At 51.3% G+C, this 14,489-nt stretch carries 20 protein-coding genes; 19 read left to right on the top strand and 1 reads right to left on the bottom strand.

The features are described from left to right. The 10 genes from ACEVJK_RS14115 to ACEVJK_RS14070 form a co-directional block, all read left to right on the top strand. The coding region (locus ACEVJK_RS14115; protein ID WP_374740876.1) for a hypothetical protein at window positions 1–249 on the top strand (249 nt) is incomplete at its 5' end. Window positions 250–262: 13 nt separating this feature from the next. After that, window positions 263–1,234: a phage major capsid protein gene (locus ACEVJK_RS14110; RefSeq protein ID WP_374740874.1), complete on the top strand. Its 972-nt coding sequence runs from the start codon at window positions 263–265 to the stop codon at window positions 1,232–1,234. 17 nt (window positions 1,235–1,251) lie between these two features. Beyond that, a complete protein-coding gene (locus ACEVJK_RS14105) occupies window positions 1,252–1,512 on the top strand; it encodes a cadherin-like beta sandwich domain-containing protein (RefSeq protein WP_317246523.1) in 261 nt (86 codons plus the stop codon). A gap of 14 nt (window positions 1,513–1,526) precedes the next feature. Then, window positions 1,527–2,000 (top strand): hypothetical protein, encoded by a 474-nt coding sequence (locus ACEVJK_RS14100; RefSeq protein WP_374740873.1) that lies wholly within the window; start codon window positions 1,527–1,529, stop codon window positions 1,998–2,000. After that, entirely contained in the window at window positions 1,948–2,397 is a 450-nt protein-coding gene (locus tag ACEVJK_RS14095) for a hypothetical protein (protein WP_374740872.1), read from the top strand. Before ACEVJK_RS14100 ends, ACEVJK_RS14095 begins: the two co-directional genes overlap by 53 nt. Next, window positions 2,397–2,807 (top strand): minor capsid protein, encoded by a 411-nt coding sequence (locus ACEVJK_RS14090; protein WP_374740871.1) that lies wholly within the window; start codon window positions 2,397–2,399, stop codon window positions 2,805–2,807. Before ACEVJK_RS14095 ends, ACEVJK_RS14090 begins: the two co-directional genes overlap by 1 nt. Next, entirely contained in the window at window positions 2,797–3,267 is a 471-nt protein-coding gene (locus ACEVJK_RS14085; protein WP_340405841.1) for a hypothetical protein, read from the top strand. Before ACEVJK_RS14090 ends, ACEVJK_RS14085 begins: the two co-directional genes overlap by 11 nt. Before the next feature lie 14 nt (window positions 3,268–3,281). Next, on the top strand, window positions 3,282–3,821 hold the full coding sequence (locus ACEVJK_RS14080) for a hypothetical protein (RefSeq protein ID WP_374740870.1): 540 nt from the start codon (window positions 3,282–3,284) through the stop codon (window positions 3,819–3,821). Window positions 3,822–3,824: 3 nt separating this feature from the next. After that, window positions 3,825–4,256 (top strand): hypothetical protein, encoded by a 432-nt coding sequence (locus ACEVJK_RS14075; RefSeq protein ID WP_374740869.1) that lies wholly within the window; start codon window positions 3,825–3,827, stop codon window positions 4,254–4,256. A 15-nt stretch (window positions 4,257–4,271) separates the two neighbouring features. Further along, complete coding sequence (locus ACEVJK_RS14070) at window positions 4,272–4,844, top strand: Gp15 family bacteriophage protein (protein ID WP_374740868.1); 573 nt, start codon at window positions 4,272–4,274, stop codon at window positions 4,842–4,844. Between the two features lie 25 nt (window positions 4,845–4,869). On the opposite strand, the gene ACEVJK_RS14065 is transcribed toward ACEVJK_RS14070, so the two are convergent. Next, complete coding sequence (locus ACEVJK_RS14065; RefSeq protein WP_374740867.1) at window positions 4,870–5,682, bottom strand: hypothetical protein; 813 nt, start codon at window positions 5,680–5,682, stop codon at window positions 4,870–4,872. Between the two features lie 30 nt (window positions 5,683–5,712). On the opposite strand from ACEVJK_RS14065, the gene ACEVJK_RS14060 reads away from it, so the two are divergent. The 9 genes from ACEVJK_RS14060 to ACEVJK_RS14020 are packed head-to-tail and all read left to right on the top strand — an operon-like array spanning window position 5,713 to window position 14,489. Further along, complete coding sequence (locus tag ACEVJK_RS14060; RefSeq protein WP_374740866.1) at window positions 5,713–8,292, top strand: hypothetical protein; 2,580 nt, start codon at window positions 5,713–5,715, stop codon at window positions 8,290–8,292. A gap of 2 nt (window positions 8,293–8,294) precedes the next feature. Next, window positions 8,295–8,690: a hypothetical protein gene (locus tag ACEVJK_RS14055; RefSeq protein ID WP_374740865.1), complete on the top strand. Its 396-nt coding sequence runs from the start codon at window positions 8,295–8,297 to the stop codon at window positions 8,688–8,690. Window positions 8,691–8,701: 11 nt separating this feature from the next. Then, complete coding sequence (locus tag ACEVJK_RS14050) at window positions 8,702–10,975, top strand: hypothetical protein (RefSeq protein WP_374740864.1); 2,274 nt, start codon at window positions 8,702–8,704, stop codon at window positions 10,973–10,975. An 11-nt stretch (window positions 10,976–10,986) separates the two neighbouring features. Continuing rightward, window positions 10,987–11,157: a hypothetical protein gene (locus ACEVJK_RS14045; RefSeq protein ID WP_186853525.1), complete on the top strand. Its 171-nt coding sequence runs from the start codon at window positions 10,987–10,989 to the stop codon at window positions 11,155–11,157. Continuing rightward, on the top strand, window positions 11,154–11,801 hold the full coding sequence (locus ACEVJK_RS14040; protein WP_374740863.1) for a hypothetical protein: 648 nt from the start codon (window positions 11,154–11,156) through the stop codon (window positions 11,799–11,801). Before ACEVJK_RS14045 ends, ACEVJK_RS14040 begins: the two co-directional genes overlap by 4 nt. Before the next feature lie 13 nt (window positions 11,802–11,814). Further along, entirely contained in the window at window positions 11,815–12,984 is a 1,170-nt protein-coding gene (locus ACEVJK_RS14035; RefSeq protein ID WP_374740862.1) for a hypothetical protein, read from the top strand. Window positions 12,985–12,995: 11 nt separating this feature from the next. Further along, complete coding sequence (locus tag ACEVJK_RS14030; protein WP_374740861.1) at window positions 12,996–13,862, top strand: hypothetical protein; 867 nt, start codon at window positions 12,996–12,998, stop codon at window positions 13,860–13,862. Continuing rightward, a complete protein-coding gene (locus ACEVJK_RS14025) occupies window positions 13,859–14,152 on the top strand; it encodes a hypothetical protein (protein ID WP_374740860.1) in 294 nt (97 codons plus the stop codon). The genes ACEVJK_RS14030 and ACEVJK_RS14025 overlap by 4 nt, the downstream gene beginning before the upstream one ends. A gap of 49 nt (window positions 14,153–14,201) precedes the next feature. Continuing rightward, entirely contained in the window at window positions 14,202–14,489 is a 288-nt protein-coding gene (locus ACEVJK_RS14020; RefSeq protein ID WP_262669349.1) for a hypothetical protein, read from the top strand.

Here is a 14,489-nt window from a genome sequence, read left to right as displayed (position 1 = left end):
GAGCGGGACCAGTTGAAACGGGAACTGTACGTTCTGAAGAAGGGCCTGACCGGCGAGGAGGCGGAGTTTATCGCCTTCAAGGCTGGGAAGATGGTGGACGATAAGACCACCTTTGAGCAGGCTGTGGACGCCCTGACCGCTGACCGCAAAAAGACCACTTTTGACTGGGCCGCTCCTGTGGGTGGCGGAAGCTCCAAAACAGGAGAAAACGATGTAATGAATGCCCTGATTCGGGGCGCACTGAAATGAAAGGAGAACCTAAATGGCTGTTGATATTATTGATAGAAGTAAACTTTCCGGGCTTATTCCTGAACCCGTGACCCGTGAGATTATCCAGGGAGCCGTAACGGAGTCCGCCGTGCTGCGGATGGCCAGACGGCTGCCCAACATGACCAGTAAGACCCAGACCCTTAACGTGCTGGACGCACTGCCAACCGCCTACTTTGTGAACGGCGAGGCTACGACTGGAGCGTCTGACTCCAAGGCATCCCTCAAAAAGACCACCAACATGGCGTGGGACAAGAAGAAAATCTACGCCGAGGAGATCGCTGTCATCGTCCCCATTCCAGAGGCGGTGCTGGATGACAGCGACTACGACATCTGGGGTGAAGTACGCCCCCGTCTCCAGGAAGCATTCGGCAAGGTCATCGACGCCGCTATCCTGTATGGCACGGACAAGCCCACATCCTGGCGTGAGGGCTTGGTACCTTCGGCTACTACTGCAAACGCTGTTGTGACCGCTACCAGCGATATTTTCAAGGACATCATGGGTGAGGGCGGCGTGATCGCCAAAGTGGAGGAGAGCGGCTATATCCCCAACGGTGTGATGGCTGCTATCCAGATGCGGGCCAAGCTGCGCGGCCTGGTGGACAAGAACGGTCAGCCCATTTTCAAGACCGATATGCAGGGTGATACCCGCTATGCGCTGGACGGTATGTCCATGTACTTCCCTGTCAACGGCGCATTTGACCCGGAGGAATCCCTGGCCATTGTGGGCGACTGGAGCCAGTTGGTCTATGCCATCCGGCAGGATATGACCTTCAAGATCTTTGACAGCGGTGTGGTGCAGGACCCCACTACCGGAAACATCCTTTATAACCTGATGCAGAATGACATGGTGGCTCTCCGTGCCGTCATGCGGCTGGGCTGGGAGATCCCCAATCCCATCAACGCCTATAATGCGGGGCTGGAGAACGCCTTCCCTTTTGCTGTCTACGAGCCAGCGGGGGGTTAAGCGCGCGCCTCTCGGGGCTGACGATTGGCGCGCTGACACTCACTCCGTCGTTTGACCCAGATGCGACGGAGTATACAGCCAACACGACAAACGCCACCAACACCATCACCGCAACGCCAGAGGATGACGAGGCGACAGTAACCATCTTGAATGGCGAAACGCCCGTAAGCAATGGCGCGGCGGCTACCTGGGCGGAGGGGGCAAACACAGTTACTATCACGGTGAAAAATGGGGCGGCGCAGAAGGTTTACACCGTTACCGTCACGAAATCAACCTGAAAGAAGGCTCTGTAATGGCTTACGCAGACTATAGGTATTACATAACTACATACCTGGGGACAGCCATTCAGGAGGCCGACTTTCCCCGCCTGTCCCTGCGCGCAAGCTCCTTCCTGGATTACTACACGCAGGGCCGAGCGGCCCGTAATGCTGGCCTTGATGCGCTGAAAATGGCCTGCTGCGCCGTTGCGGAGCAGTATCAGGCCATTGATGCCGCCCAGGCGCTGGCGCAAAAGGCTCTGTCCGCCTCCGTGAAATCCGAGGGAGAACTGCAAAGCCAGAGCGTTGGAAGCTGGTCCAAGACCTACCGAAGCGGCGGGGACAGCGCACAACAGGCCCTGTCCTCCGCCCAGGCGGCGCAAGCCTCCCTTGGGGCTATCGCCCAGCAATATTTAGGGGCTACCGGCCTCCTGTACAGAGGGAGGGGGTGCGGATATGGATATGTTCCCCCATACTGTGACGCTCTACAATGTGTCGGTGGAGACTGATCCGGCTACTCTGGATGAGAGAACGATCAATCACATCACGGTGCTGGAGGGGGTTCTTCTGGATGCCGTGAAGGGGAAAAACGTCAACGAAAGTGGGCTTGTAGATGCCGATTCCGTGACGCTCTACATACCAGTCAACGTGTCAGCCACTGATGGTGTAACCGGGGAGAAAAAGCGGTACGTTGGCCCCGTGGAGTTCTGGAACGGTGAGAGCCGGGACGGTCTGTGGACGCTCTCCCCCGGACAAAACACCTTTTTTGTCAAGGGAAAGGCTGCCCACCCGGACTGGAGCAATCAGAAAATATCCGCCGCATACGACTACGTCTACGACGTGAAAACGGTTGACTTCAAGGACTTCGGCGGCGAAATGTCCCACTGGGAAGTAGGTGGAGCCTGATGTTGAAGTTCAGTGTCCACACCGAGGGGCTAGAGGCAATCAAGGACAAGCTCGCCGAAGGGTGCACCAAGGCAGAGCACATTGTGGCACTCCAAGTGCGGAAGGATACTTCTCCTTATGCCCCAGCCTTGACAGGTGACCTGGACCGGAGGACAAGGGTTGATGGCTCTAAAGTTATTTATCCTGGACCACAATCTCGCTATTTGTACTACGGGAAACTGATGGTTGATCCTGAGACCGGAAGCAGCTACGCCCCAAAGGGCGGCACAAAGGTCCTGACGGACAAGGACCTGGTTTTTAGCAAAGCAGTACACGGACAGGCACAATCCCATTGGTTCGAGGCCAGCAAGGCGGAAAACCTGGAGAAGTGGGTCCGTGTGTCGGATAAGGCGGTGAAACATGATCTATGAAAAACGGGAAAAGCCCCGGATGCTGGCGGCGGCGGAAGAGGTAGACAAGATTTCCCGCTCAATGAATGTGTGGGTGAACACCTTCCCCGAAAAGCCGGTCACAATGATCAAGTATGAATCGCTGGATATTGCCATCGGAGAAGAGGTGGCCATGGCTCTGTCAACCATCCAGGGGACCTATATCACCCGGCAGTACATTTTGGGAGGCTACCAGGCGGAGTATCAATTCAAACTGATCTACCGTATCAAGCCTGGGAGTAGCAACGACCGCCGCCTGGAGGCCGACGAGCTGCTGAACCACTTTGGGGACTGGGCCAGGAAGAATCTGCCTAGCCTGGGAGATGGAGTACGGGCCCTTAGAGTCGAGCCGACTACCCAGGCATCAAAATTCGCCTCCTATGAAGGAGGAATAGAGGACTACCAAATTTTGATGAAGCTGACCTACGAGGTCGGCGTGTGAAAGGAGACAGCACAATGGCTGATTTAGAGTTTAACACTACCCCAGGCCAGACCGTGGCCCGTGAAATGCTTATAGCCTATCTGAATACCGCAACTACGACTCCGGAAGAGACGCCTGAATGGTCCCCTGTAGGTAAGCGTGTGGAGGACAGCTCTATCGAGTTCGACTGGCAGACGGAGACCAAGGTAGATATCTTTGGTGATACTTATACCACCGGAAAGAAGGCCACCAAGACACAGACCTTTGACCCCTTTGAGTTGGACGGCGCTGACAAGGCCCAGCAAAAGATTTGGAATCTTGCCATCAAAGAGAACAATGTCAATGCCCTGCTGAATCAGGATATGCTTATTGTCCACCTGTATGCAGGTACGCCAAACACGGCAGTATTTGCGGAGAGGTATTCTGCCTGCTCAGTATTGCCCACTGGCCTTGGCGGCGAGGGTGGCGGCTCCATTGGGATGCCCATTGAGGTAACCTACGGAGGCACCCGCACTACCGGAACGGCATCCATTTCGGGAGCCACTGTGACCTTTAAAGCAGACGGAGAGGAGTAATCCATGAAAGAGCTCAATTTTGATACTGGCCTTGTTACATATGACTTGAATGGGAAGTGCGAAGTATCATTCAACCCCACTGACAGCAACTTTGTGGAGCGGCTGTATTCCGCCTTTGAGGACTTAGACAAAAAGCAAGAAAGTTATAAGGCGCAGATTGAAAAGATGACCGACAAGAAAGAGATTTTCGAGTTTGCAAGGGAACGGGATGCGGAGATGCGAAGTGTCATCGACGGCGTATTTGAAGTCCCAGTCAGTGAGGTAGTTTTCGACGGAATGAATGTCTACGCTATTGCCAATGGACTCCCTGTTTGGTGCAATTTGATGATGGCGGTCATGGATGAGATCGATACGACGTTCTCTAGGGAGCAGAAATTGACGAACCCCCGCATCAGCAAATACACAGCGAAATACCAGAAATATCATAGAAATTAATTAAAGGAGTACATCATGGACTACGGACTTCCTAAAAGTGTTGAAATAGATGGAGAAGAATTTGCTATACGGTATGATTACCGGGTGATTCTTGATATCTTTGGGGCCATGAACGACCCAGATTCCAGCGAGGAAGACCGTGCCCTTGATGTGCTCCAAATTTTTTACGTTAATTTTGACGATCTGACGGACTATGATGCGGCAATGAAAGAGGTTTTCCGTTTTATCAACGGCGGTGAGGAGCCGAGGGAGAAAAAAGGTCCTCACCTTGTGGACTGGCCTATGGACTTTCCACGCATCATTGCGCCCGTTAACCGTGTGCTGGGCTATGAGGCCCGCGCAGTGAACTACGATATAGAGACCAACACGGGCGGAGTACACTGGTGGACGATCCTCTCAGCCTATGCGGAGATTGGAGACTGCCTCTTTGCTCAAATCGTCCGCATCCGAGACAAAAAGGCAAAGGGCAAGCCGCTGGACAAATCAGACCGAGAGTTTTATCGGAAAAACCGAGATATTATCGACATCAAGAAGACTTACAGTCAGGCGGAGAACGACCTCCTCAACCTTTGGACTGGCGCAAAATAAAACCACCCCCGGAGGGGCGGCTGAGTTATCGTATAGAGCATCTTGTTAATTGTACATGTGCAATAGGGACACCATCACACTCTCCCGCAATAATGATGGAATCTCCGTCCTTTAATTGAGCAATCAAGTCTGTTTGATCTCCATCTTTTGGGAAGAAACACTGGATAGGGTAAAGTCCATAACCATCATTTGTCTCAAGAGAAATGCAAGGTGCTTTTGTCACGATATCCTGACCGATATTTTGAATGGTCCCGGTCACGACCAGAATTTTATCTTTGTATAGTGTGTCTGCGTTCACTGTATTTTCTTTATATGCCGCCCACAGATCAGTGGCAGAAATGGTGATTTCCTCCGATTGGATGGCCTGCGTGGTCGTAGACTTGGACGGAATGTCTGGACTGGCGTTTGACGGCCTATTAGAGCGTCCCCCAAAAGTAAGAGATACAGCGGCAATAATAGCAATGAAAATCACAGCCGCAAATGCAATATTCCCCTTAATTCTTCTGCTTCTTTTTTGGGGGGCGTTCTCGCTATCGAAGGCGGCGGTTTCCGGCGTGTTTGTTGCATATTCGCTCTCAACCACAAGATGAGAACCAGATATTACAGTATTCACGACCTTTGCCTTATCTTCCGGCGACAAGAGAATTGAAACAGAGCAGTCTATCTTCCGGCCCTTTTGGAACGAAATGGTATGCGGGCCGTCTTGAGCGTATGCAGAAATGGTTGTCCCATTTCGCAAAGTCCCGACAACCTTACCGTCTAAAAGGACAGCAAAATTAGCCGCACAGCCCCACATACACTTCTCTCTTGTAATAATGATTTCCTTATACCCATCCACATAAATCTCTCCCTTCAAGGTGGTGTTCTTATGTCTGCAGACGGTTCCATCGTCATTGAGACCAATATTGATGATAAAAACGCACAGAGGGAATTGACCCGCCTGAATAAGCAAATCGAATCGCTCGAGGATCAGCTTGCGTCTAAAAAGCAGGGGCGACTGCCCCTTGAAAATAACCTGAACTCGGTCAACGCAAAGCTGGAGGAAGCCCGAAAGCGGCTGGCAATGCTCCGGGATGAGCAGAACGCCATTACCTCCGCTATGCAGGCCGGAGCGACCGCAGATGATTATATGCGTGCCTATTCAGATAGCCCTATGGTCAAGGCCGCTCTGAAACAGCAGCAGGCCGAAGTTGACGCTATCGAAAAGGAGTGGAAACAGGCCGACAAGGCTATTTCCGCTTACGATTCTAAGATTTCAGGTCTAGAGGCTAAACTGAACAGTGCAAAGGCGGAGGCCGGAGGTATCCAGCAGAATATGGCTAAAGCTGGTCCATCCGCCGAAAAGATGGCAAAATCCGTTGACAAGGCGCAGAGGAGTGCAAGTAAGTTCTCCATGCGTCTGCGGGAGGTCATCAGGAGCGCACTGGTCTTTACAATCATCTCACAGGCACTTGCAAAATTCCGCGAATGGATGGGCAAAGTCATTAAGACGAATGACGAGGCTCGTGCTGCGATTGCCCGCTTGAAGGGTGCGCTGCTCACATTGGCGCAGCCTTTAATTGACGTCATTATACCAGCGTTTACCAAGTTTGTCGATATGCTGGCCAGAGTTATTTCAATGGCGGCGCGTCTTACTGTGGCCCTTTTTGGGACCACAGCAGAAAAAGCTGCTGAGTCCGCAGAAAATCTATATGATGAAACAGAAGCCATCGAGGGAACCGGGGAGGCCGCAGAAAAAGCAGAAAAGTCGCTTGCATCGTTTGATGAAATTAATCAGCTTTCAGGTGGAAACAAAAAAAGTTCCAGTCAAGAACAGGTAATTGCCCCCGATTTTTCCGCAGTTAATCAAAACAGTGGATGGTTACAGCAAATGATGGAAAGTGTCTCTGCGTGGGTTCCGGTTGCTTTGATGCTTGGAGGGATCGCTCTTGTCGCAATTGGAGCATCAATGGGTAATCTGCTACTTGTTATCGCAGGACTGCTATTGCTTGGCGCAGGGATTGGATTTTCAGAAGAAAACGAACAACTTCAATCTTGGGTAGATTCGCTTAGACTTAACAGTGTGCAGGAGTTTGTGAAAATTGCGGTTACCCTTGGGGGAATTGCGATGGTAGCAATCGGAGCTGCTACAGCAAATATACTTTTAGTCATAGTCGGACTAGGTTTGATCGGTGTATCTGTTGCGTATGCGGCGCAGAGCGGTATGATACAAGATTGGGCAGAAACACTTGGCCTTTCGAGAGCGGCGCAGTTTATAACTGCGGCACTGCTAATTGCTGGATTTGCGCTTGTCTGCATCGGGGCGGGCCTTGGGAACATCCTAATGGTTATATCCGGTATTGCCTTATTTGCGGCAGGAGTTTATGTGGGCAGTGAAAGCGGGACATTAAAATCATGGGCAGAAACCCTTGGGCTTGATTCTGCATTTGAGTATGTAGCCGCTGCAATCCAAATTGCAGGGATTGCATTGATTTGCATCGGAGCGGCAATGGGTAACATCTTTATGGTTATCGCAGGAGGAGTTTTACTTGCTGTAGGTATCACGGCAGAGGTACTTGGGGAGCAAACATTGATGGCTTGGTGGGAGAAGCTGAAACTCACAACCGTCGCCCAGTGGGTTGCTGTAACTCTGCTCTTGGCTGGAATTGCATTGGTTGCTATTGCGGCAGCTACTGCGAATATTCCGCTGTTGATTGCAGGTGCAATTGCCCTTGGACTTGGAATCGTTGCTTCAGCAAAAGATGGGAATTTGCAAGACTGGGTCGAAACATTAGGGCTTGGAAAAGTTATGGGATATGTAACTGCTGCGGTTTTGCTTGTTGGAATCGGCCTTGTTGCAATAGGACTGATGACCATGAATCTTACAATGTTTCTTGGCGGCATCGCCTTGCTTGTAGCCGGTTTGGTTATTGGAAATGAGAGCGGAACATTTCAAAGCTGGGTTGAAACACTGCATCTTGAAGAGGTGGCTGGATGGGTTTCCACTGCAATGCTCCTTGCTGGTATAGCTCTTGTTGCTATCGGTGCAATGACATTGAACCCAGTCATGCTACTGGCTGGAATCGCTCTCCTTGGAGGCGGCGCTGCCCTCAAATTGGGAAGCAGTGGGGCAACAAACGGCGGAAGAGGCGGTGGGTTCAGTGGCAGAATTTCTACTCCCAAACTTTCAATTGACGACATTCCCGCCCTTGCAAAAGGCGCTGTTATCCCGCCTAACAGGGAATTCCTTGCCGTTCTGGGCGACCAAAAGAGCGGTACGAATATTGAGGCCCCCACCTCGGAGATTGAGGCGGCGGTTATGCGGGGTATCCAAAGAAGCGGAATGAGCGGAGGCGGCGGGAACCGTACCGTGATTCTTGAAGTAGACAAACAGGTGCTAGGCCGTGTAACCTATCAGGCCAATCAGGCGGAAGGAAAGCGAATCGGCGTTGAATTAGTGGAGGTGTAATTTTGAGTTACATCAAAATAAATGGAAGGGAATTTGACGCAGATGTCGCTATCTCATCTTATAACCGGAATTTCAATGTGCTGGATGGAGACAATGCGGGTCGCGTTCTTTCTGGTCTGATGATACGAGACATTATTGGAACATACCTTGGCCACAAAATCACTGTATTCCGGCGCGGAAACAACTATAAAGGGCTGGATGACTTTTGGGACTATTTGTATCAGCATTCTATTGATGATTCCGTACTGCTGGAGGCGGCGGACGGGCAAAAGACCATTAGTTATCAAGCTTACTACACCAGTGCATCACAGGATATTGAGAGGGTAGAAAACGGCGTGACTTACTGGGGTGAGATCGAAGTTAGTTTTGTACCCATGGATGCGCAGCTAAAGCCTTGAGGTGACGTGGGATGGCAAAAACAACAAAGATTGTATATGACGGGGAAACATATATCGGATCAGACATACGGGGAGGATCGATCAGGACGGCAATGTCTTTGCTGTCCTCTTCGCTGGGAACAAACACATTTAACCCTATTATAAAGAGTCCCGATAAAAATCTGTCCAAATTCTCAAGAAATACTCCTATTACAATATATCATAACGATGAACAGCTTGGAATTTTTTATGTACAGGATATAAAACGAACATCCAAAGATTTATACAATATCTCTGCCACTTCGGCAGTAGGGCTGCTTAGTGAAGGACGCCACTACGGCGGGATATACACGGGTCAGACAGTTGCCGAAATCCTCCCAGGTATCTGCGGGACCGTGCCCTATGAAATCAAAACCAATCTGACGGAAATCAAGCTGTATGGGTGGCTGCCCATTGCATCGCCTAGGGATAATTTGGCACAGGTACTGTTTGCCATAGGAGCCGTGATAAAGACTGATTTAGGCGGGGTGCTGCGTATAGAAAGCTTATGGGATGGGATATCCGGTGAGCTGACGCAGAACCAGATGTACGAGGGACCATCCGTTAAATATGATTCCGCAGTAACCCAGGTGGTAGTCACAGAGCACCAATATGTGGAGGGCGGAGAGGAAACCAAGCTGTTTGAAGGAACTGCCCAGCAGGGGGATATTATCACATTTAATAGCCCGATGTATGAGCTGGTTGCTGACGGCTTCTCTATCTTGGAGAGCGGGGCCAACTACGCAAAGGTTTCTGGCGGCTCTGGCACGCTGAAAGGGAGGGCGTATATCCATAATACCAGAGAGGTGGTAAGGGATGTATCTGAGGCGGCAGAGCCTAACATTAAAACGGTGAAGGACGCAACACTGGTTAGTCTGGTAAATTCAACGGCGGTAGCGGAGCGGCTGGCTAATTATTTCCAATGGACCGAAACAATACAGGCTCCTATTGTATACCAAGGAGAGGTGCCGGGTAACCGTGTTGCGACATGGCATCCTTATGACAAAACGGGAGTCACCGCCTGTCTAGAATCCGCTGACATCAACCTGTCCAACACGTTGAAAGCGGATGAAACGCTGCTGGTTGGATTTGTGCCGCCGAAATTCGAGCAGGTAGTAACATATGATGAGCATGAAGTGCTGACAGGCTCTGGAACCTGGACAGTCCCGGAGGGCGTTACACAGGTAGTAGTGGTCTTGATTGGAGGCGGCGGAGCCGGTGGGAATGGAGATGATGGTACAGGCGATTTTTATGGTGGATTTGGCGAAGACAAATATGACAACCAAACTATTTCTATTTATACATCTGATTCCGCTGGACAAACAAAAACCGGAACCGCTTCCATCTCATCAAGCGGACATACAACAGAAGCGGGCGTTGGAGGTTCAGGCGGAAAAGCTGGGGAACCCGGAAAGGTCTATCAAAAGACAATCAATGTTTCAGCGGGAGACACTATCTCTTATATTTGTGGCTCTGGCGGACAGACCAACGGAGCTAGTGGAGAAGATACCGTTTTTGGAGAAGAGTCTTCCGCATCTGGATCGGCGGAGTCTGCTGGGTATACAGATATCGTAACAGGAATAACTTACGCAAAATCTGGAATTCCTGGTTCTGCCGGGGCTGACGGAGGAACCGCTGGAAATAATGGCGGTGACGCTGGAGAGATAGCTGGCGGTACTGGCAGGCCTTCTTACAGTAACCAAAAGAATGGAAGTGACGGCGGATCGTATGCGAACTACACATCGACTTATTCCGTAAACGCCTCTGTTTCTTCGTCCGGTTCAGGCGGAGGTGGCGCTGGAGGTTCTTCTGGCTCAAACAATGGAAGCGCTGGGTCTTCTTCAACCGCACCGAGTTTTGGCTTTTCGTCCCAAATTGCTGAAGGAACTTTCAGGTCGTCAAAACCTGGAGCGGGCGGGAAAGGCGCTGACGGAGCATCCGCCGTATTGTATGGATGCGGCGGCGACGGCGGCGGCGGTGGCGGCGGCGGAGGGGCCGCTGGCAACTATAACCTTACGGTCCGAAATAATGCATCTATCAAAATAACATCTACTCCGTCCAGTACAATAAGAATAAGATTTTCAGCGCACGTTAAAACCTACGACAACTATTCTGGTAGTGGCGGTGCTGGAGGCGCCGGAGGAGCTGGTGGGGACGGATGCATCATCCTCTATTATGGCGCACAGAAAAAGATTGAATCAGGCCCCGTGATGGACCGCACTGGCCGCTTTATTCTGGACAAGCTGGGCCGAAGAATCGTCGTGTGAGGTGAGATACCATGACAATAGAAGAGAGGCTATCCGCCCTGGAACAGAGGATTTCTACCATGGAGTTACAGGCGCTTGCGGAGGAAACACCCACAAGCTACTACACCAGCAAATACAGTGGGGAAGAGATAGACGCACTTCTGGATAAGGTGGCCGCTATGACACAGGAGGTGGGCGTATGATTTACATGACCGATTGGAATATCTGTACGCCACCCGGTTTTTCCCTTGGATTTGAGGGTGATAATGAGGTCACGTCTCTGGAAATATCCACTGACCTGCCGGAAGGGTGGGACCTGAAGGTGGACGTGGAGAAGGATGGGCAGAAGAACATCATCCAGCTTTCCCGAGATGGGGAAGTGTACAGCGCTCTGCTTACCGCCTCCATGCTGGCGGATGACGGTACATACGCCATGCAGGTTCGGGGCACTCTGGGCGACCTGGTGCGGCACAGCAACCTGTTTTATGCCACGGTGTTCAATAGCATCAATGCGGTAGACGCATTCCCACCGCCCCTGCCCTCCGAGTTTGAGCAGATGGAGGACCGTCTGACAGACATTAACAATAATCCGCCAAAACCCGGCACAAACGGGACATGGCTCATTTTTAACCCGGATTCCGGGGAATATGAGGAATCAGATATACCATTACCAGAGGGCGGCGGTGGTGGCTATAGGATCGGCCACGGCCTACTGCTGGACAGAGAAACGAATACACTCTCTGTAAATGCGGTGAGCGACTTCGAGGGGGATAACACCCTTCCCATTACCGCGGCGGCGGTGCAGGATACTGTTGGAAATATCGAGATCCTTTTAGGGACGATTTGAAAGGTGGTAAAAAATGAGCGTAGCAACTGAAATCAGCCGCATCCAAACCGCACGAAATACGATCCGTGCGAAAGCGGTAGAGCTTGGTATTGGCACGAGCGTTGACACATTGGACAAGCTGGCGACAGAGATCGAGGGTATTGAAAACCGGGGCGCTGTATCGGCGCAAGTCCAGGAGGGCGATACATACACCATCCCGAAGGGCTACCACAACGGAAGTGGTACAGTGTCCGGTGTGGCTGGGGGTGGAAACTATAACCTCCAGAGCAAGAGTGTTACGCCTACCAAGGTTCAGCAGAACGTGACTCCAGACCCCGGTTATTACGGACTGTCTGATGTGACGGTAGCTCCGATTCCCGATAGTTACCAGGATGTGTCTGCTGTGACCACCACTGTGGCTGACGTGCTGACTGGAAAGGTATTTGTAGATAAGACGGGTAAGGTTTCTACCGGCACTATGCCAAACAATGGGGCCGCAAATAAAACCCTTACAGCGGAGGAACCATCATACACCATCCCCAAGGGGTACCATGCTGGTACTGGTAAGGTGCAGATTGTCCCAGAGACGAAAACCGTCACGCCTACAAAGTCCGAGCAGACTGTGGAGGCAACAGAGGGCAAGGTGCTTTCCTCTGTCACCGTAGGGGCTATCCCAGAGGAGTTTGTAGACACAACAGACGCCACCGCAGAGGCTGAACAAATCCTCAATGGAGAAACTGCGTATGTTGGCGGCAGCAAGGTCACAGGTACGATGCCAGATAATGGGGCAGTTACCCAAACGCTGACCGTTGCGGCTCCATCCTATACGATTCCGGCCGGACACCATGACGGAGCTGGAACAGTATCTATCACGCTAGAGGAAAAGACCGCAACCCCCAGCAAGTCCGCCCAGACGATTGCGCCAACCACAGGAAAGGTGCTGTCTAAGGTTACCGTTGGAGCCATTCCAGCCGCATATCAGGACGTAAGCGGAGTAACGGCTACTGCGGCTGATGTGCTGACTGGTAAGAAGATCGTAGATGCGAAAGGTACATTGGTATCCGGGTCTATGGCGAATAACGGCGCTGTTTCCGGTACCATCGATGGCCTGACCACGACCTCCTATTCTGTACCTGCCGGGTACACCTCCGGGGGCAGCGTGAGCTTGACCAGTGACATTGAGGAAGCCCTTGCGGCCATCTGAGGAGGTGCGGCATGAGCGTACAGAGCGAGATTGACCGCATCAAGAAGAATGTGAATGACACGCTGAAAACTATTAGTGATACCGGCGTGACGGTTGGGGCCGGTAGTGATTCCCTCCCCACTGCGGCCGCTGCCCTGGCGAATGAGAAGCAGGATAAACTCACCGGCACCCAGGGTCAGGTGGTTGGCTTTGACAGCGGGGGTAACGCCGTGCCACAGGATGCGCCACAATCTGGCATGACCCAGGAACAGGCCGACCAGAGGTATCTCCAGTTGAGCGGGGGGACTATGACTGGGGAGTTGGTGCTGGAGGTAGTTGAGTCCCCTGATCCGGTAGACGGAGGCACAGATCCCAGAGTGCAGTTAGCTGTGAATGGAGATTTTGTGGGCCTTGAGAAGTTACCGCTGATCGGGATTTCTAGTAATCATGATACGGCATATATGTTTGCCAATCCAGGAGAGATTGATGCTTTCACAAGTCCGGGCTCTGGCATTGTTCAAAAAGTAGACTGTGGGGGCGTGTTTTTCTATAACGTAGGGGGCGCAAAAAAAACCGGCTTTGCGGAAAATGATGCTTATCTGCCTACGATGGACGATGTAAAGGAGGAACTCCGCAATTCTAGACCAAAATCCACCCTAGTCACCCTCCCCCTCTCCGCTTGGTCCAACAACACCCAGACTGTTACAGTTCAGGGCGTACTTGCGGATGAGAGTAAACAGTTGATTCAGCCAATGCCGACGATTGCGGACCAAGCTGTGTATTCTGCCGCCGGGATATCCTGCACGGGACAGGCGGCCAACAAATTGACATTCAAGGCGCAGACGGTCCCGACAGAAGATGTACAGGTTTATGTGGTAATCCAGGAGGTAGGGACATGATTTTTAGTTGTCCTGCCAAGCCGTTTCCGAAATTGCTTGAGTTTACTTTTCAGAATGGGCCAGGCTCCGTTGTGCATGGGCCTTATTTCGCTGAAGAAGGCATGGATTTTTCGGACTGGGTCGTATCTCCACATAATATCGATGGGTTTAAACTTGTTGATTCCCTGAAAGGTCTGACCGCTCAACCTCCACCTTATCTTGTCACAAGTGATGAGCAATTTTATCTTACCGTAACTGTTAATACTCAAATAATTGATGGCGAGGTTTATGTCATCGCTATGAATATGTAACTATTCTCGATTGCAACGATAAAAAAGTTAAAATTTCGGAGGTAATGGCATGATACTGAACCCGGTGATACAAGGTGGGGGCGGCGGTGCAAATCTCGTGACTGCAACACTGGATTTTGAGCCGAAAAATGGTGTAACATACACGTTTCTGGATGAAAATGGAACGCCTAAGCAAATCGATGGGACGGGAGTCTATTCCATGCAGGCGGGGATTTTGATTGCCGAATTTGATGTGTCACGCTCTTCGCCCTTTTTCTCTGGTGACATTTCTCAAATTAAAATTATTGGCCAAGTTGGAGCCGCTTATCATGTGACTGGAGATTTCAGGATTTATTAA

The sequence above is a fragment of the Flintibacter sp. P01028 genome, from assembly GCF_041925235.1.
GTDB lineage: Bacteria > Bacillota > Clostridia > Oscillospirales > Oscillospiraceae > Lawsonibacter > Lawsonibacter aceti.
Note: the sequence above shows the minus strand (reverse complement) of the source record. Positions and strands in the feature narration are given on the sequence as shown.